13 protein-coding genes are annotated in these 17,869 nt (G+C 50.3%); 4 read left to right on the top strand and 9 right to left on the bottom strand.

Features of this window, described 5'->3' with window-relative positions; translation table 11 throughout:
* Window positions 1-90 precede the first annotated feature (90 nt).
* From NYE48_RS07155 to NYE48_RS07145, 3 genes are all read right to left on the bottom strand, one after another.
* Entirely contained in the window at window positions 91-588 is a 498-nt protein-coding gene (locus NYE48_RS07155; RefSeq protein WP_341000612.1) for a DinB family protein, read from the bottom strand.
* A 156-nt stretch (window positions 589-744) separates the two neighbouring features.
* Window positions 745-2,304 carry an FAD-dependent oxidoreductase gene (locus tag NYE48_RS07150; protein WP_340997715.1) on the bottom strand — a complete coding sequence of 520 codons (1,560 nt, stop codon included), beginning with the start codon at window positions 2,302-2,304 and terminating at the stop codon, window positions 745-747.
* A gap of 345 nt (window positions 2,305-2,649) precedes the next feature.
* Window positions 2,650-3,771, bottom strand: coding sequence for a Gfo/Idh/MocA family protein (locus NYE48_RS07145; protein WP_340997712.1), 1,122 nt, complete (start codon window positions 3,769-3,771; stop codon window positions 2,650-2,652).
* Window positions 3,772-3,882: 111 nt separating this feature from the next.
* Here NYE48_RS07145 and NYE48_RS07140 point away from each other — a divergent pair, with 111 nt between their 5' ends.
* Window positions 3,883-4,728, top strand: a complete 846-nt coding sequence (locus tag NYE48_RS07140; RefSeq protein WP_340997711.1) for a LysR family transcriptional regulator — start codon at window positions 3,883-3,885, stop codon at window positions 4,726-4,728.
* 96 nt (window positions 4,729-4,824) lie between these two features.
* Here the strand turns inward: NYE48_RS07140 and NYE48_RS07135 are convergent, their stop codons facing one another.
* The gene (locus tag NYE48_RS07135) at window positions 4,825-6,045 is read right to left on the bottom strand and encodes a TcaA NTF2-like domain-containing protein (protein WP_340997709.1); all 1,221 of its coding nucleotides are present in this window, start codon (window positions 6,043-6,045) and stop codon (window positions 4,825-4,827) included.
* Window positions 6,046-6,241: 196 nt separating this feature from the next.
* On the opposite strand from NYE48_RS07135, the gene NYE48_RS07130 reads away from it, so the two are divergent.
* The 3 genes from NYE48_RS07130 to NYE48_RS07120 all read left to right on the top strand — a co-directional run bounded on the left by NYE48_RS07130 (window position 6,242) and on the right by NYE48_RS07120 (window position 10,736).
* Entirely contained in the window at window positions 6,242-7,876 is a 1,635-nt protein-coding gene (locus NYE48_RS07130) for an IS5-like element ISPaen2 family transposase (protein ID WP_009225464.1), read from the top strand.
* 461 nt (window positions 7,877-8,337) lie between these two features.
* Window positions 8,338-9,093: an alpha/beta hydrolase family protein gene (locus NYE48_RS07125; protein WP_212951932.1), complete on the top strand. Its 756-nt coding sequence runs from the start codon at window positions 8,338-8,340 to the stop codon at window positions 9,091-9,093.
* 962 nt (window positions 9,094-10,055) lie between these two features.
* Window positions 10,056-10,736, top strand: coding sequence for a transcriptional regulator (locus tag NYE48_RS07120; RefSeq protein ID WP_340997706.1), 681 nt, complete (start codon window positions 10,056-10,058; stop codon window positions 10,734-10,736).
* Between the two features lie 654 nt (window positions 10,737-11,390).
* Here the strand turns inward: NYE48_RS07120 and NYE48_RS07115 are convergent.
* From NYE48_RS07115 to NYE48_RS07095, 5 genes are all read right to left on the bottom strand, one after another.
* On the bottom strand, window positions 11,391-13,034 hold the full coding sequence (locus tag NYE48_RS07115; RefSeq protein ID WP_340997703.1) for a DUF4179 domain-containing protein: 1,644 nt from the start codon (window positions 13,032-13,034) through the stop codon (window positions 11,391-11,393).
* Window positions 13,021-13,554 (bottom strand): RNA polymerase sigma factor, encoded by a 534-nt coding sequence (locus NYE48_RS07110; protein WP_212951935.1) that lies wholly within the window; start codon window positions 13,552-13,554, stop codon window positions 13,021-13,023. The genes NYE48_RS07115 and NYE48_RS07110 overlap by 14 nt, the downstream gene beginning before the upstream one ends.
* Window positions 13,555-13,955: 401 nt before the next feature.
* Entirely contained in the window at window positions 13,956-14,348 is a 393-nt protein-coding gene (locus tag NYE48_RS07105) for a hypothetical protein (RefSeq protein WP_340997699.1), read from the bottom strand.
* 528 nt (window positions 14,349-14,876) lie between these two features.
* Window positions 14,877-15,350 carry an IS200/IS605 family transposase gene (gene tnpA, locus NYE48_RS07100; protein ID WP_340996591.1) on the bottom strand — a complete coding sequence of 158 codons (474 nt, stop codon included), beginning with the start codon at window positions 15,348-15,350 and terminating at the stop codon, window positions 14,877-14,879.
* 230 nt (window positions 15,351-15,580) lie between these two features.
* Window positions 15,581-17,866 (bottom strand): beta-glucosidase family protein, encoded by a 2,286-nt coding sequence (locus NYE48_RS07095; RefSeq protein WP_340997697.1) that lies wholly within the window; start codon window positions 17,864-17,866, stop codon window positions 15,581-15,583.
* Between the last annotated feature and the right edge of the window lie 3 nt (window positions 17,867-17,869).

Below are 17,869 nucleotides of genomic sequence, written 5' to 3'. Positions count from 1 at the left end.
TACCCCTCGGACTTCGCGTCCGCGGGATAGCCTCTTCCTTGCATGAAATTAGCTCTTAACCCCCAACATTGCTTTTGCCTTCAGCTCTTTTTAAATCGGCGGCGTAACCCCCATTTGTATCCAACCTTCCTTGGAGGGACCATACACCGCAGGGATGTTTAATCCCGCCTGACGCATAAGCACGGTAACCTGTCCCCGGTGATGGACGATATGCTTGATCAATCCCATAAAGATGGACGCATTCGTTTCCAGTCTGCCAAAAGCGTTTTGCACCTGCTTCAAATCGTCGTCCGTCCATTGTTCTTCAACCGCTTGGGCTGCACGCTCGCTTATCTTTTTAAAAGTCTCGGCGATTTCTTGGGCTGAAGGCACATCATCCGGATTGGGCACCCGCTCGGTCGCAACCCCGAATTCGGTCAAGTAATCCGGGATGTTCGAGACGAAATGCCACGCAATCCTTCCCAGCGTACGCCCTCCGGGATACACCTGCTGTTTTAATGATTCATCGGTCAAGGCGTTCAAAATGTTTTGGGTTAATGCAGCTTCCTTGTTCCATTCCGTGATCAAATCCGAAACCGTCACATACATCATGGATTCATCCTTTCTTGAATGAGCTTCTCGCCGCCGCCTCATCAGCATCGGTCGGTACATTTTCATCATAACCGCTAATAGTGACAGGGTCTGTCATCATCATAATTTTTATTAGCGATTCGGAATGATCCCCTCTGTGGCCACAGTTTCCCGCTAAAGCGGCCAAGACAATTCAATGCCCTGGTCCTGAAGCAAGCGCTGAAAATCCTCCAGCAGGGAGCCTTGCTCATGAACATCCGAGGGCATCGACCCGCGATTCAGGCAAAATGCAGCCAGCAAACCCGCCGCCTCGCCGATATTCCATTCCACCGGGTGCAGGCGGTAGCAGCCGTTCGTAATGTGGGTCGTCCCGATATTTTTGCAGGCCGGCAGCAGGTTGCCGCCTTGCTCCGGAATCAGGCTTCCCAGAGGAATCTGGAACGGAACGCTTTCCACGTCGATGTAATTTCGTCCTGCCGTGCTCGGATGCAGGTCGATGTGATAGAAGCCGATGCCGACGGAGTCCCGAAACGGCGCGGCCAGCTTCGTGCCCGTACAGTCCGGATTGACGTGCTGCTCCTTGACCGTAAAGCGCGCGCGTATTCGCCGCGATTCCCGAATGTAGACCTGTTGGGCCAGTCCGTCGTCCGTCCCGCACACGTCCGCTCGCAGCCGAAGTCCCGGGTATCCCTGCTTGCCGTCCGGCCTTGGCGCTTCGGTCTGCATCCAATACAGCAGCGAAAGGCTGAGCTGGCGGGCGCCCTCCAAATGGCGGAGCCGCTCCTCCTCCGGGACGTCAATGACCGGGCCCAGCCAATAGTCGTTTTGCGGCCAGTTCACGATCGTGATGTCGCTGGCAAAAGCCCCCTCGCGGAAAAGCTCCTTGTCGATGATCCTCCGGTAATTCCACAACGAAAAAAGTCCGTCCCGCGGAAACAGCGCGTATTCGACCTTTTTCAGCGTCCGCGGCTGCGGAGAAAACCAGCTCAGCTGGCGTTCCGGCCAAAAATCCGCCTGATATTGCCGCCAAAACTCGTAATCTTTCGGTTTATCGATCGTATGGTCTTCGCCTTCCAGGTAGTCCACCGCAAAGCAGTGCGTCACCGCCTGCATGTCCATCGGGTCAGCGGCTCCCTCCAAGGCATGCGGTTCCCCGGTTTCAAGCCGGGATTCGGCCCCCGTGACGTAATCGATGCCGGCTAGCGGGAGCAAGTCGCCGCATTCCGTCGCGTCCAGCACGAAACGGCCGGACAAGGCCATTTGGTCGCCGCTGCCCAGCTGCGTAACCGTGACCGCTCTGACCTGACCGTTGTCCGCTTCGCATCCGGTAGCCTTCCAACCGGTAAAAATACGCAGCCGGCCGCTATGTTCGTACGGGGCAAGCATTGCCTGCAGCACGGCATGGGCAACCCTCGGGTCGTGGCTGATTCGGCTGACCAGGGCATTGCCCGGATTGAGCAGCGGCTGGACGGCGGCGTCCGCGGTCAGCGGGAAAAACGTCCGGTAATACCGGCGAACCTGCTCCCGGTAATCGCGATAGCTGCGCGTCGCCCCGAACTGCTCGATCCATTGATGCTCATCCGGCGGTACCGCCTGATTCGTCAGCTGCCCGCCGATCCAGGCGCATTCCTCGGTCAGAATCACCTTTTTCCCAAGCCTGCAAGCCGCCAGCGCCGCGGCCACGCCGCCAACGCTGCCGCCGATGATCACGATATCCGCTGTTTGTTCCTTCATGTTGCCGCCTCCTTTTTTCTGCTTTATTGGAAGTCCGGCGGGCTTTTGCCCGCGCGCTTCTTGAACACCCCCGCAAATAACTAAGGATCCATATTTCTAAGCCGATCCGCCGCCTCATGGACCATTACCCGCTCGACTTGCCGCAGATGGATGCCCGCTCCATTTTCAGCATCTTCGCGGGTCATATTTTCATCCATATGCTCATCCACGAATAGCATGACCTGTTGAATGATTTTCGCCAATAGATTCCGATGGAAAAAACGGTACCATTGTTTGTGGCTTTCTTAAGCTAAAAAACACCCGGCCATCGCATCGATAGCCGGGTGTTGATCGGAAAGCAACGAATCAACTTATTGAACAAGGTGCTATTTTGCAGCCGGTAACGGCAGCGGTTCGGACGGACTCCAGCAGCTTATGCAGTTGAACCGCATCATGAAAATCGGGCGATGCAAAAGTGCCGTCAATCATGTCCCTGGCGAAAAGCTCATGAGCCTTCAAAACATCCAGCATCGGCGAGTGCAGCTGCTCCCCTTCCCCATAAATCGTCTCGAAGCCATCGTCGTCGCCATGCGCCACCAAGTGGCTTGAAGCATACCGTTTTTGCTGCACCAGCAGGTTCCCAAACTGCACATGTCCGACGGAATGGCGCTGTTTCAATCGGATGACGCCTTTTTCTCCTTGGATTTCCATGCGGAAACCGGGATAGGTTCCTCCCTGAACGTGAACCGAAACGGAGGTGCCCCGCTCCAGCGTCCCTTGGATCATGATTTGGTCGGCCGTATCCTTTTCTACTTTTTCACCCGTTTCGAGCACGGTCGCCTCAACATCATGGATGTTCATGATGGCCGTCAGTTCCTTAAAGTCACCGAGCAGACCACGCAGCACATCCAGGGAATGCCCGCCGTTAATCGACAGAAGGGTTGCGCCATGCTCCTCTTTTAACAAATAGGCGCCGTTTCGGTCCGTCATCCTTCCTTTCCCTTGCGTGGACGCATGGATGCTGCAAGATAGAATGCGGCCGAATTCACCTTGCTCCAACCGTCGCTTGACCTCTTGAATGGCTGCCGATTGTCTGGCCTGCAGGCCGATCGCATGATGAATGCCGGCTCGATCGGCGAGCTTCGCCAACTCTTGTGCCTGATTCAACGTCACGGCCAAAGGCCATTCGCAGTAGACATGTTTCCCGGCAGCAATGGCCGATTTTACGGCTTCGTAATGAAAAGGAACCTTGACGCTCACGATCACCAGCTCAACCTCCGGGCTCTCGCATAATTCCCTATAGTCTGCAAAAGCGAGTGGCGCCCCTAATGCAGCCGCGCTCTTGACCGCACTCTCCATTCGGGACGTTGCAATGGCGGTGATTTGATGCCGGGTGCTGGTTTGCAGCGCCGGAATATGCGTTTTGCTTGCCCATTGATTGTTTAAGGAGCCCCCAATAATGCCTGTTTTGATGCGCTTATGCTCCATTTTTTATTCCTCCATTCCTTTACGGCTATTCCAAGTGTATCGAAGAAAATCCATCATGAATAATGTATAATCGAGATACAGCTATCATTTTTTTTGATAAGGGGAATCTCATTGTACATTGAAAATATGCTTGCTTTCGTTGCCGTTGCCGAGCTGAAAAGCGTATCGGCCGCTGCCGCGAGCTTGAACCATCTGCAATCCAACATGACGGCCAAAATTAAAAAGATCGAAAGCCATTATCAACGGCAGCTGTTTCTCCGAAGCGCCCGCGGAATGGAATTGACGCCGGAAGGCGAAAAGCTGTACAAGCAATTCAAAAGAATCATTCTTTTATGGGAAGAAACCGAACAGGAAATGCAGCAGCGGGAATTAAAGCTTCGGATAGGCACGATGCAGTCTGCCGTCGGCACGAATATTGCGGAGGCGTTTGCGAATTTATATCGGAAGTATCCCGCTTTGTCCGTCGCGCTCAAAACAGGGACGACCGAGACGATGGAAAACGAGTTGTTGCAGGGTCATATCGATCTCGCTTATACCATCGGCAAATCCGACCGGGCCCAACTTACTTACAAGCCGATCGGAACCGAGGAAATGGTTTTGGCCGGCAAAAACATCGGGTCCAGCGCCAATCTGATCCAAGCCCTTCAAGGCAAAACCCAGCTTATTCTTTCGAAAGATTGCTTATACGCCTCCATCCTGGAGCGCATCTGCGTTGCCAACGGCATCAAACAAGACCCTAAAACGGAAGTCGGCGTGTTCGAGACGCTGCTTCAGCTAAGCTCATTAGGCATGGGGGTTACATTGATCTCCAAAACCATCGCGCGGCAATTCGGGGTGACGGATTATTTCGAACTCCCGCCGGGTGACCGATACATCGAAAAGTATTTGGTGACCCGCCAAAACTATGAGCTTTCCCCGCTGGAGAGACAGTTCGTCGAGATCAGCCATTTTATATAAAAACAAAGCAGCAGCCTGAACGGCTGCTGCTTCTTTTTGTTTCGACGTATGCGAACCTGTTATCGCGTTTCCTATTTTTAACATTTGTGCGCCGCTTTATTTGATTTGATCGGTACGCAACAATTCATCAACTTGAACCCCTTGATCCGTATGGACCAAAATAAATTGGGATTTGAACGATTTGGTTTTCATGGATCCGTCGTTGTAATAAATGTTGTATGTTTCCCGCGTATACGCTTTAAACCGATCCTCGGACAACCGCTGAATCGAAGTCACCTCGGAAGAGATAAGCTCCTCGTAGATGCCTTTTTTCTGCAAGTAACCCAAATAGTCCTTGGCTTCCTTGTATGCCTTGCCCGACGGATTCAGATACGGCTCCATGACGCTGAAATCATAGTTGGAGGTCGCCCGAACCGCGCTGTTCAAATAACCGACCATGGCCGCTTTGATGGTAATGTCCGGAATGTGTTCCGCGGGGTGATCGCCGCTAACCTGAACGTCTTTCTTGGCAGCGGATACGGCGGAATTAGGTTGATTCGGGTTGGTTGCTCCGTTTACCAGCACTTCGCTTTGCGGGGTGCCCGTCAGATTGATCAGTTGCTGGTACTTTTCGAGCATGCGAGCCGCTTCCCGCCGATGGCTTTCATGCTGCTGAAGCTTCTCTTTGACGATCTCGTTATTGTCGGATGCGTTTTGATAGGCCTCGTCGGATAAATTATAATATGCGCTGCTAAAATAAAAGCTGTTATTGCCTTCCTTGATGTATTGTTGAGCCAATCGGCTTTGCCGTTCGGATTCTTCCCCGGCTTCGATCGCCGCCACATAAGCATCGTTGGCCGCCCTGCTCTCCGTCAAATATTTTCCCCGGTATGTAATGGCCTCCAGAAACCGATTATGCGCATGCTTCAAATAATTGTGGACCAGCGTTCCCGCCAGCTCATCGCGGATTTGGCTGTTTTGACCGATCAAGTCGGATACTTTGGAATCGTAGTCGCCGATGGTCGTGGTCGTGGAGGTCTCCAGCACTTGGATGTCATCGTCCAGGACGGCGTTTTTCTGCAATAAGACTTGGATATTGTCGATGTCGCCCAAAATTTGATTCAGCTCATTCGAAGCTTTTGTCATCATTAAGGCATCGGCCGACATTTTGTTTTTGACGCTTGCGTATTTGGGATTGTTGTTTAAATCTTTCAGCTGGTCTTCGAACGTGTTTTCCTTCTTCAGTTTCTGGTAGTAATCCACCAGCTCCGGGAAACTCAAGGATTCATCCGGGGTCGAGTTGATTTTGTCGGCAAACGTCTTTGCCTTTTGCTGCAATGCGGAAAATTGTTCCTCGTAATCTCGTGCTACGCTATAACTTTCATATTTCTGATAGCTAAATAGGGCTTGCTGAACACTTAAAAAAACAACAAAAACCGCATAACAACAAGGATTCTAAGGCCCATTTGTCGAAATCATATGCAAAGGAAATGTTTGAAAACCACCTAAAACCTTTGCAGATGGAGTGACGAAGATGTTTAAGCCGACCGCGCACCTCGATAATCAATTGATCCTGCCCGGCGATTTCTTTCTGCCCTTTGGCGGAAAGCTGGACGAGGACAATCGCTGGGTCCAGTTGGCGCGGTTGGTGCCGTGGGCGGAGGCTGAGAAAACATACGGTCAATTTTTCAAAGACACCTTTCGCGGCCAGCAAACGATCAGTCTTCGGATGGGGCTCGGTGCGCTCATCATTCAGGAGCGAATGCAACTGACCGACAGAGAAACGTTGGAGTCGATCAGCGAAAATCCTTACATGCAATACTTCATTGGTCTGCCTGGATTCGTCATGAAGCCACCGTTCCATCACTCCATGATGACGCATTTCCGCAAGCGTCTGACGGACGTGCTGGCAGAGTTGAATGAGATCGTCGCCACCGAAGGTGCGAAGGAAACGAAAGATGATGATGACAGCAACGACGCGACCGGCGGCGGTAAAGGCCAAGGGAAGCGCTCGAAGAAGCGCGCCTCTGATGAAGAAGTCGAGCAGCAAACCATGTTTGCACAATCGCAAGTCGCATCGTCAGAAGCAGCGTCTCCCGTGGAGTCGATGGCTACAGAGTCAGAGGTTCCTGAAACGAATAAACTTGTTTGCGAAGCGCATCCGAAATCGACCGCAGAATGGGAAGCCCCTGAGCAGCCGAATCAAGGGACCGTGCTGGTGGATGCCACCTGTGCGCCGGCGGATGTGGCGTATCCGACCGATCTGAATCTGTTGAATGAAGCGCGGGAGAAGCTCGAAGCGATCATCGATACGCTGCATGAGCCGGTCATCGGACAAATGGCGAAACCGCGCACGTACCGGGAAAAAGCGCGCAAACAGTTTCTGGCCGTTTCCAAGCAACGCAGACCGGGGCCGAAAGTGATTCGCAAAGCGATCAGGAGGCAACTCGGTTACGTTGGACGGAACCTCTCCATCATCGCCGAGCAAGCCAAGTCGCAACCGCTCACGCTACTTGGCCGCAAAGCCTATCGCGACCTGCTGGTGATTCACGAACTGTACCGTCAGCAGCTTCACATGTACAACGAGCGTTCCCACCAGATGGAAGACCGGGTCGTCAGCATTCATCAGCCGCATGTCAGGCCGATCGTGCGCGGGAAAGCCAAGGCGCGCGTCGAGTTCGGAGCCAAGATCGCGGTAAGCATGACGAAGGGCTACGCGTTCCTTGATCGGCTATCTTGGGATAACTTCAACGAGAGCACGACGCTCATGGACGTGATCGAGAAGTATCGCAGCCGCATGGGATTCTATCCGGCTGTCGTCCAAGCGGATCAGATCTACCGCACACGCGAAAACCGGAGATTCTGCAAACAGCATGGGATTCGGCTCAGCGGACCGGCACTGGGACGCAAGCCGAAAAACGGCCCGACAAGCGAAGATAGGCAAGTGGCCAAACAGGATACCGGAGAACGAAACGCAATCGAAGGCAAGTTCGGAGAAGGCAAGCGCAAGTACGGGCTTGGCTGTATTCGAGCACGCCTCGCAAAGACAAGTGAATCCGTGATTACGCTGCAACTTCTGGTGATGAACCTGGAGCGCAGGCTCCGCGTTCTTTTTTGCCTCATTTTTACGCTGCTATCTCGCAGTCGCCTAGCCATGAGTTTCGGTTAAAGAATCGTTCAGCAAGCCCTAAATAGGCCTATTGCGCCCAACACGCATATGCAAAGAACGGATATCGGGATCCATATCCATAACTTGCGTTTTTTAGGGGGAGCGACCGTCAGCTCGTCCATTTTACCTATACCTCCATACTGGTCATATTTTCCTATTTTACAGGCAACCCGTTCGTGGGATCAATACTTTTTGCGCAAGTTTCGACGTCTGCATTCTGTTTTCCGATTGTGCCGATCGTTTCGCATCGCAGGAAGATCCGCCCGGCCGGTCTATTTTCTTTAAAGTGAACTTTCCGCTCCGGGAGCCAAAAAAATCATCACGGGCCATTCCTAAGATGCTCAGATACAGTATAATTTGGTAGGTAAGCTCTGGTTGTTTGGAATGCGGCAATGTATGGCTTGAAGAAGCAACCCAGGGCATCCCTTTGCAAGCAAACTTCAACGAACGGGGGTTCAAGCATGAACGATTACATAACAAACACAGTAAAAATCGCACATCGCGGCAGGAACATTTTCGGCATTTCCTATATGCCAAAGCATGAAAAAAAGTGTCCCGTCGTTATTTTCAGTCATGGCTACAACGGAACAAATGCCGATTTTACGATGCATGCCGAATATCTGGCGTCCCATGGCGTGGGGGCGTATTGTTTTGATTTCTGCGGCGGTTCCGTGAATTCAAAAAGCGATTCTAAGACGACGGAAATGACCTTGTTTACGGAGAAAGAAGATTTATGCACCGTACTGGATCATGTGAAAACATGGGAAAACGTCGATGCGGACCATATTTTTCTGTTTGGCGGTAGCCAAGGGGGTTTGGTCACGGCGCTGACCGCCGAGGAGCGTATGGATGACGTGAAAGGCGTTCTGTTATTATATCCGGCATTCTGCATCCCGGACCAATGGAACGAAAGATTTCCTACGCTTGAAAGCATTCCGGACACGCAAGAGCTGTGGGGAATGACGCTCGGCCGGGCGTTTTTCGAGACGATTCACGGGTACGACGTATTCGAACATGTAGGTGGATATAACAAAAATGTTCTGATATTTCATGGCGATCAAGATGCGGTCGTGGCGCTTGAGTATGGCGAAAAAGCTTCAAAATTATATCCTCGTGGGAGGATCGAGATATTTCCAGGCGAGGGCCATGGTTTTACGGAGGCGGGAAATCGGCGCGTAGCCGAAATGACGCATGAATTTGTAAAGGCGAATATTTGAACGGTTGCCGTAATTGGATTGACGATTAATTGCTGCATCGGACCCGAATTGTTCGTTGCGCCCTGTAGTGTTGGCAGTTGTGTTGGGGAAAATGGCGCTGATGGCCGCTAGCGAAAAGGAAAGCAATGGTAGCGGCTGGCTCCGATTTCGGCTTTGACGGTGTAACCGCCCTTGCGGGAATGAAGTTTACTTTGAAAGTGGCGGGTTGCGCAGGGAGTCTGCGATCGTGAGGAGACACGGTGATCGTGGAGAGCAAGGCACTCGTGGGGCGTTATGCTCAAGTTGAAGTGTAAGGCGCTCGCAAGGAATCATGGTGATCTTAAAGATATGTTGATGAATGCGGAGTGAACAGTTCTAACGGTTGCCATTGCGCTTAATGCCAAGAAATTGTTGCTTTTGGAATTTTAACGGTTCTGATTGACGTTATTTAGGCATTATGGAGGAACATCATAGGATAATCTCGTCAATAAGCTCGCTGGTAACCGTTAGAATTTGCAGATAGCTATTTTGAGCTACATAGGCGCTGTCACAACCGTTAGAATTTGCAATCGGCCATCCGTGCGGGACTCCTCCCCTGGAGAAAGTGTCCTTCCCCTCAAAAAGGCCCCCCAATGGATGTCTTTTTGGTGTCGTGGATTCTAGAGAGTACGTTTATGAGTGAATCGCAGCATTCTGCCATTTCAATATATCGGCACGATCCCTGTGAGAACAAAACATACCCGACCAGGTGCGCTCAAGTTTTATGGAGACTATGGCTTAACCTGACTTTTTTGGCCCAAGATTGGGTCGGGGTCGGTTTCAATGCTCCAATGGAGCAGTTAAGCTTGAATATTTTCCCTTTTAATGGTACATTGTATGCAATTATAGGGTGTGAAGCACATACCGCTTTGTTACGTCATGTTCATGCGAGCATGGATGTATCGGGGCGGTTTTTTATTTTTTCGGATCGGATGTGACATGGAATGAGCAGGTTTGATGAAATCTATCAAAGTTGGATGGAGCAACAGATTGCCGAAGAGAAAAGCCCAAGAAGACGGGAGATACTCCGGAAAGGATTAAGCCGCGGATCGCTCGATTTTTTACGTTTGGTCTGGTTTCCGGCCATAGGCAATCTGGATCACTTATACCCCGAATACGAGGTTAGGGATTTTAATAACGGGTATCGCTATCTGGACCTTGCGTACATGCCCGGGAACGTCAAAGGATGTATCGAAATTCAGGATTACCGAAGCCATGCCAGGGATATTGAAGTCAGCCGATTCAAAGATTTATGCATGAAGCAGTCCCTGCTGGTTTTGGATGACTGGCTAATCCTTACGATTGCTTACTTATCCATCCGGGATGATCCCGGGGTATGCAAGCAGCTCGTCCTGTCCTTCGTTGGAAAGTTTCTAAGCAGCGCCGTACCTTCCGGACTCCATTGGGCAGAAGCCGAAACCCTGAGGTATGCTCACCGACTGCTGCGGCCCTTTACGCCGATGGAGTTGTCAAGCCATTTGCAGCTATCTGAACATCGCACCCGAGTTATCCTTCGCGCCCTTTTGGAGAAAAAACTGCTGGAGGTGGCTAGCGGAAAACAACGATATCGTACTTACCGACTACCCGGCGATCATGTCCAAAGTCCGGTTGATCCGCACCGCTAGTTCAAGGACATGCTGGCAATGAAAATCCCGCGATGAAGACGTTGTTAACGCCCTTTGTTCATAGGGAGGCAGCATACCCGTTAAACCAATGAGCAAATGAAGTGAACGTAAGAAGAAAATTGAACGCAAGGAGATAAATGGACGGGAAAGGTAAGTGAACGGAAGAGATCGGGTGAACCCGAGAAGAAAATTTGAACGCAATGGGATGAAGTAAAGCGATCGATGGGACAAGTAAGCGCCTGGGAGATGAAGGGAAAAGTCGAGGAAACAATTGAACGCGAGAAGATGTAGTCAAGGTGAACGGACAAGTAAAAGTGTCGAAATAAGTGTGGAAGTAAGTGTGGAAGTAAGTATGGAAGTAAGTGTGGGAGTAAATTTCTAACGGTTGCCACAGCGGTTAATGCCGGGAAAATGGAGGTTATGAAATTTTAACGGTTCTGGTTGACGTTATTTGGGCATTTCGGCCGAATTTCATAAGGTAGTCTTGCAGATAAGCTCATTGGCGACCGTTACAACTTACAGAGAACCATTTTAAGCTACATAGGCGCTGTCACAACCATTAGCAACCGAGAACACCTTACGCGCTGCGCATAATGAAAAAGGCAGCCGCCCAGCAGGCAGCTGCTTCGCAAGTTATGATAGGCCTGGCGTTCTTTAGTTTAGTTTTACTCGAAGCTCGTCATCCGGATTTTTGGTGGTGTAGTTCCATACGTATAGGTCCAGATCGGTACCGTTGAAGTTTTTGTACATATCGGTATGCTTGTTGCCCGAACCAAAATAAAACTGCGGAATCAGATACATCGATTCTTTCCCCTCAACAAAATAGGTTTGATTGATACCGCCAAAGCTTGCATCCGGGCTTTCGGATTCGACGTACAGATTATTGTCCTTGATATAATAAGTCCAATGGACCGGATATCCTTCGTAGCTCGTCCGTATCGTCTGCGGCTGTGAGGAAATATCGGTCAGACGGACGGGAACATCGCTGCCCTTATGAACATCCACCCGTTCCTTGCCGATCAGCGTGATTGATGTGTTTTTTAGAGAAGCGATATCCACGGTAATGGAGTCCGTAGGCTCAAACCGGAGAACGGTTTTACCGGCATGGGAATCGCTCTCCTCCAGTCCAACTTCCCCTTCAAATACCCGGCCGCCAACATCCAATTGCAAGGTTTGGTAAGGCATTCGGAATCGGCGGTCCTGATGATTCAGGACGAGCCGGATTTGGGTCGGTGTTACAACCAGTTCACGGATGCTCGCCTCTTCGGGCCATGTATGAAGCGGAATATCCAGGGTTTTTACGAACGAACCGCTCTCCATCTGCTTCCGGGACAAAGAGAGATTCACGTTCCACGTGCCGTCAGTGCGCCCCTTCTCATGGGTATATACCAAAGCAAAACGGTTCCCTTTTTTCTTCAGCAGCTGCCCGCTAAACTTCTGTTGGCTTGCATACTCCCCGGTCGCACCGCTTGTACCATAGGCGGGGGATTCCGTCTCCCGGATTTTGTTACCGAGGCTGTCGTACGCGGCGATTCTGGCCCAAGTCTGCTCCTGAACCGCATCGTCTGTAAAGGTTACGGATGAGTTAAGCAGGACTTGGCCCGGAGAGGATGCAAAGGGCTGTATTTTTACCGTTTGGATGCCGTCCTTTTGAATGGTGAATTGCTGGGTGCCCGGATCGTTTGGATTCCAATGGATCTCGTGCTCCAGATCCTCGAGATACCGGACATTCGTCACGGAAAATTGAAGCTTGGACAGTTCCTCTGTCATCACCCAATTCGTCTCAAAATATCCCTGGTACACGCCCTGCTCCGCGTTCCACTTCTGAACATAATGCCCTTCAATGGGGGTGCCGCTGCTGTCCTTGAGGACGATCCGGTCGTACCGGATCTCTTGTCCTCGGGTGGCTTCTTCCGGTTTTAACGTGTACAGGAGGACCGTCCGGTTCTCATCGGTAAAAGCGGTATGCACCGTCAAAGTGACGCCATGATCCGTTACACTCTGCTCCACCTGCTGGCCATAACCGGCCTCAAGGGCTGCTTCAATGCCTGGTTTCTTGGACAGAATACTGCTCCAATCGTATTGAACGGCTGCATAAACAGGCGTTGCGAGAACGGCCACAGACACACCCGCAATGATCGCCACGCTCGTTTTTCGCCGCTGCGGCCTGTGATATGTTTCGTCTACGATCCTCAGTTCATTTTTTTCAATGCTGCTCAGCATTTGATCAAAGTCGGGATACTGCACCGTTTCCGTACGCTTCATATGATTTCTAACGTTGAGCTCAATAGATTCCAAAATGATTCTCTCCCCTCATGATATATTTTTCCTGGCGCTCCAGTTTTTTGCGGATCAGCTTGAGCGCTTTGTACAACCTGGACCGGACGGTATTCTGGGGAATGCGGAGCGTCTCTGCAATTTCTTTAATGGACAAATCGCCGATATATCGCAGCGTAACGACGCTAAGCAGTTTCTCCGGCAGCTGAAGCAGTTGTCGCTCCAGCTCATCGTAAGAAAGCTTGTTTACAACGATGCTGTCAACCGGACTTACGGCCCGGCTTTCTTGATCATGAAGCCATTGCAGTTGTCCTTGCTTCTCGTGCTTCGTTTTGTTTTTGCGGATCACGTTGAGGCAATGGTTCATCGTAATACGCATAATCCAGGCCTTCAAATTCGTCACGCTGCTCCAGTCCTGGCGGAACACCGTAACGAATACGTCGTGGCATACATCCTCGGCATCCTGGCTGTTTTTGAGCATATACAGACATGTTCGGTAGACGTCTTTGTTGTACGTATGAAATAGTTCATGCTCGGTCACGCCCGGCTCTCCTTTCTTGTTGGGATATATTATAGACAAGTCAGCGTGGAATCCGGCTCACTTTTTTTTCGGAGTCGGGCAACAGAGGCTGTGGGGCGGCGGATTCGACTTCAACTGAAGGCATATTCAAGTCATAGGGCGTTTTTCGAGTAACGCACTAAAGGGAACCGCAGCACAAGGAACATGATTTCCCTTTCCGGATCGCGTATGCCGGGCAGTAGCGTGTTCACAAGGCGTTTCCCGTTATAATCCACTTCAATCCATAAAAAACGCACCTATCGGGGAACCGATTAGATGCGTGCATCGCAGTTCGTCATATACAAGTTGGGCATTTTTTTCAAAAACAGCCCCTTTGTCCCCCATTTCATTGAAATGACGCCAAAGAGGGGCTCTAATTAGCTCTAGAGCTGGATTATTATTTTTTCCGTTAGTATTATTAAATTGATTTTTTTGTCCCCGTTCTGAAAGGTATACTTTGAGCCCAATCGATCGGCTTCTATCCAGCCGCGTCTCTCTATTTCTTTGCGATAATAGTCCGGTAGTCCGTTTTCTTCTTTAACGTCTTTGAAGGCGTACTCTTCCGAGTATTCCTTTATCTCCTGAAGTTCGGCTGATTTCGGGACTGGAAAGTCTTGATTTAAGCTTGAATGATTAAAAGGTTCATCTTTTGGGGAACAACCAGTAACACATAAAATAAAAATCAGAAAACATGATATTCCAATTTCTCGAAATTTAACGAGCCGCCGTACCGGATTTTGAATCTTCGCCAAAAGCTGGCCATATCCGTTCCCCATTCATGTACTCCTCCTTGGCATCGAGACCATTCCATTGTCAAAGCTATTGATACGTTATGCTCGTATAAATTGTCTAATTAATATACACATGGGGATTATTTCGGGAAGCAAAAGCACTTGTCGTTCCCATTAATAACGAAATAATCGGAATAATTACAGTTGCTTTATGTAAAACTTTCATTATATCCCTTTTTTAAAAATAAAAAGAAGATGGATGATACCTTCATTTTCTCTATTTTACTGGTAAATATCAAGCGCTCATGTTCCGGGTCCAAGATTATTGTAATCTGTACTTGAATCCAATCCCGGTCCGCCTCGCATTACAGTCCCCCCTTTTTCTGCTTTCCATGTTTAGTTAATCTCACTAAGCAGCCCGTCCGACTCCCCAATCATAACCACCCGTCCAACGGGTGGTTTGCACTTGGGGTATAACCCCCTGTTGCCAAACTGCGCCTAAAGACGCTAGCCTGACAATAAATTGTTCAGGCTCAGTGTAATTTGTCTCTTTCACTTACCAGTTAAACTGGTTTACTTTTTCTTGCTACTATTTATGCTAAAAGGGTCCTCATACTCCTTCACACTCAGTTTGTCCACTGCCTGGTCATGTGCTTCTTGTTCACGAATATATTTTGCGACGGTTGCCTCGTTTAAGCCTACTGTACTGACGTAGTATCCTTCCGCCCAAAATTTCCGATTCCCATATTTATACTTTAATTGCGCATGCTTCTCAAAGATCATTAGCTCACTTTTCCCCTTCAGATATCCCATGAAGGCTGATACTGAAATTTTCGGTGGTATCGCTACCAGCATGTGTACGTGATCTGGCATCATATGACCTTCTATGATCTCTACTCCCTTGTATTTACATAATCGTTTGAAAATTTCGATTAAATCTTTCCTCACTTGATTATAGATCTCTTTCCGTCTATACTTCGGGGTGAATACAATGTGGTATTTGCACATCCACTTTGTGTGAGCTAAACTATAGTTCTTGTTTGCCATCTAAGACCATTCCTTTCAATTGAGCCTGAACATCTCAATTTTATCGGGATGGTCTTGTTGGTCAAACCCTCGTTCCCTCCACCCGCATAGCGGGTGGTTTTTTGTTTCGCACGCTTCGCGAGCTCAACTGGCTAAAGCCTAAAATAAAAGAGAAGGATGCCATGGAATGACATCCTCCTTAAACGAATGGGCCTATATAATGTTTGTCGACATGATTAAGTTAAATAGATTTAGACTTGCTGCGCCTCGAGCCGTTTCTCGTTCACACGTTCGATCAGCTCGCCGACGACCTCATCCGGAGACCGCTCCATCATCCAGTTTTGCCCGAACATCTGGAAGATTTTAATGACCGGGAAGTCCTCCCAAAATCCCAGGAACTCATCCTGGAGAGATACTTTGTCCTTCACGTGCTTGTTCATTTCATCGATGCACTCTTCCAATACGTCCTTTGCGATCGGGTCGCTCACCCATTCATTGAGCAAGCTGAATTTATGGAACGTGATTTCTTCCTTGCCGAAGTCGCAGAACAGTCGGTTCGTCACTCGGATATCGCGGGACGAGCTGCCTGCGCAGAGTTGGAAATATCCGCTTTCTGCTACCCAGCGATTGTATTTCGTGTTGTAATAGGCAAAATCTCTTTCTTCAAGCTCAAAAACGATCTTCCGCTTCTCGCCCGGCGCGAGCTCGATTTTTGCAAAAGCTTTAAGCTCTTTCTCGGGACGCACCCATTTGCATTCCTCATCATGGACATACAATTGAACGGTTTCCTTTCCGGTGCGCTTTCCGGTATTTTCTACTTGGAGGGAAACGGTAACTCCCTTCTCATGCTGTACCGCTTGAAGATCCGTGTACTTAAATGTCGTGTACGACAAACCATGTCCGAACGGAAACTGCGGAGCCATTTCCTTACGGTCGTAATAACGATAGCCGATAAACAGTCCTTCACGATAATACAGCTTGCCGTTTTCTCCTTGAATCCGCATGTGCGACGGGTTATCCGACAGCTTGACCGGGAAGGTCTCCGACAGTTTGCCGGAAGGGTTCGTGTGCCCGAACAGGATTTCGGCAATGGCTCTGCCCATCCCCTGCCCCGTCAGCCAGGAATGGATGACCCCGGGCACATGCTGCACCCATGGATGCATCGCAAGCGCGTTTCCGCTGCTTGTTACCACGACGCAGTTCGGCTGAACGGCTGCAACGGCTTGGATCAGCTTCACTTGATGCTCTGGGAGGTTAATGCTCTTCAAGTCATGCATCTCGGATTCCGCATATTCCGGCTGGCCGACGAACAATACGGCTAGATCGGATGTCGCCGCCAACGACGCGCCCTCCTTAATCAGGTCCTCGCGAACGGAGTCATCAGCGGGATACCCCTCAGCATAGCTTAGCGTAACCGACTCTCCTGCCAGCTCCTTGATTTCATCCCACGGAATATCGACCCGCGTTGGCGTAACTTCGGCGCTGCCTGCCCCTTGAATTCTTGGCTTCTTGGCAAAACGTCCGATGATTGCAATCGATGGCGCGGATTCCGGCTGAATCGGGAGAATGCCGTTCTCGTTCTTGAGCAGCACGATGCTTTCGGCAGCTGCTTTTCTCGCAAGCGCGTGGTAGTCTTGAACAGCGCCCGAGACCGTTTCTTTTGGAGCTGTCACTCGCTCTACAAGCTTTAGAATACGGGCAACGCTTTGATCAAGCTTTTCTTCGGAGAGTTCTCCGCGCTCCACAGCCTCCACGATTGCCTTCGTATTGTAATGAGCCGGCCCCGGCATTTCAAGATCAAGACCAGCCTTAAGTCCGCGAATCCGGTCATTGACGGCGGTCCAGTCCGATAGCACGACACCTTCGTAGCCCCACTCTTCCCTCAAAATATCATGGAGCAAATGCTCGTTTTCGCTTGTATAACTGCCATTGAGCAAATTATATGAGCACATGACGGTCCAGGGATCGGACTTCTTAATGATCCGTTCGAAAGCGCTAAGATAAATTTCGCGGAGCGTCCGTTCGTTGACCTCCGAGCTCGTGACCATTTTCTCGTTCTCCTGATTGTTGCAAGCGAAATGCTTGAGGGAAGCCCCCACGCCTTCGCTTTGGAGCCCGTTGATGAAGGCTGCGCCAAGCTCGCCTGTTAAGCAAGGGTCCTCCGAGTAGTACTCGAAGTTTCTGCCGCCAAGCGGCGTCCGCTTCATGTTGATGCCCGGGCCGAGCAGCAGCTCCACGCCCATTTTCTTGGATTCCTGTCCAAGCGCTACCCCGACTTCATGCAGCAGCTCGGTGTTCCAGGAGGAACCGATGGCCGAACCGGTAGGATAGCAGGTTGCCGGAACGTTCTCGGACGTGATGCCCATTTCTTCATCGCTGTTCGTTTTCCGGATCCCGTTGGTTCCGTCATACATATGCACAGCTGGAATGTTCAATCGCTCGATGCCTTTGGTCATCCACATATTCAATCCCGCACAGAGGGATGCTTTTTCCGTAAGCGTCATTTCTTGAATTAACTCATGAATTGATCGGTTCATTTG

This window comes from Paenibacillus sp. FSL M7-1455, from assembly GCF_038004655.1.
Classification (GTDB): Bacteria; Bacillota; Bacilli; order Paenibacillales; family Paenibacillaceae; genus Paenibacillus_AQ; species Paenibacillus_AQ cookii.
This window is presented reverse-complemented; position numbering and strand designations above follow the sequence as displayed.

Excerpts from the sequence above, each read along its gene's own strand:
- NYE48_RS07125 (WP_212951932.1), top strand. The coding sequence starts at position 8,338 with ATGAACGATTACATAACAAACACAGTAAAAATCGCACATCGCGGCAGG.
- tnpA (WP_340996591.1), bottom strand. The coding sequence starts at position 15,350 with ATGGCAAACAAGAACTATAGTTTAGCTCACACAAAGTGGATGTGCAAA.
- NYE48_RS07120 (WP_340997706.1), top strand. The coding sequence starts at position 10,056 with ATGAGCAGGTTTGATGAAATCTATCAAAGTTGGATGGAGCAACAGATT.
- NYE48_RS07150 (WP_340997715.1), bottom strand. The coding sequence starts at position 2,304 with ATGAAGGAACAAACAGCGGATATCGTGATCATCGGCGGCAGCGTTGGC.
- NYE48_RS07145 (WP_340997712.1), bottom strand. The coding sequence starts at position 3,771 with ATGGAGCATAAGCGCATCAAAACAGGCATTATTGGGGGCTCCTTAAAC.
- NYE48_RS07105 (WP_340997699.1), bottom strand. The coding sequence starts at position 14,348 with ATGGGGAACGGATATGGCCAGCTTTTGGCGAAGATTCAAAATCCGGTA.
- NYE48_RS07130 (WP_009225464.1), top strand. The coding sequence starts at position 6,242 with ATGTTTAAGCCGACCGCGCACCTCGATAATCAATTGATCCTGCCCGGC.
- NYE48_RS07095 (WP_340997697.1), bottom strand. The coding sequence starts at position 17,866 with ATGAACCGATCAATTCATGAGTTAATTCAAGAAATGACGCTTACGGAA.
- NYE48_RS07155 (WP_341000612.1), bottom strand. The coding sequence starts at position 588 with ATGTATGTGACGGTTTCGGATTTGATCACGGAATGGAACAAGGAAGCT.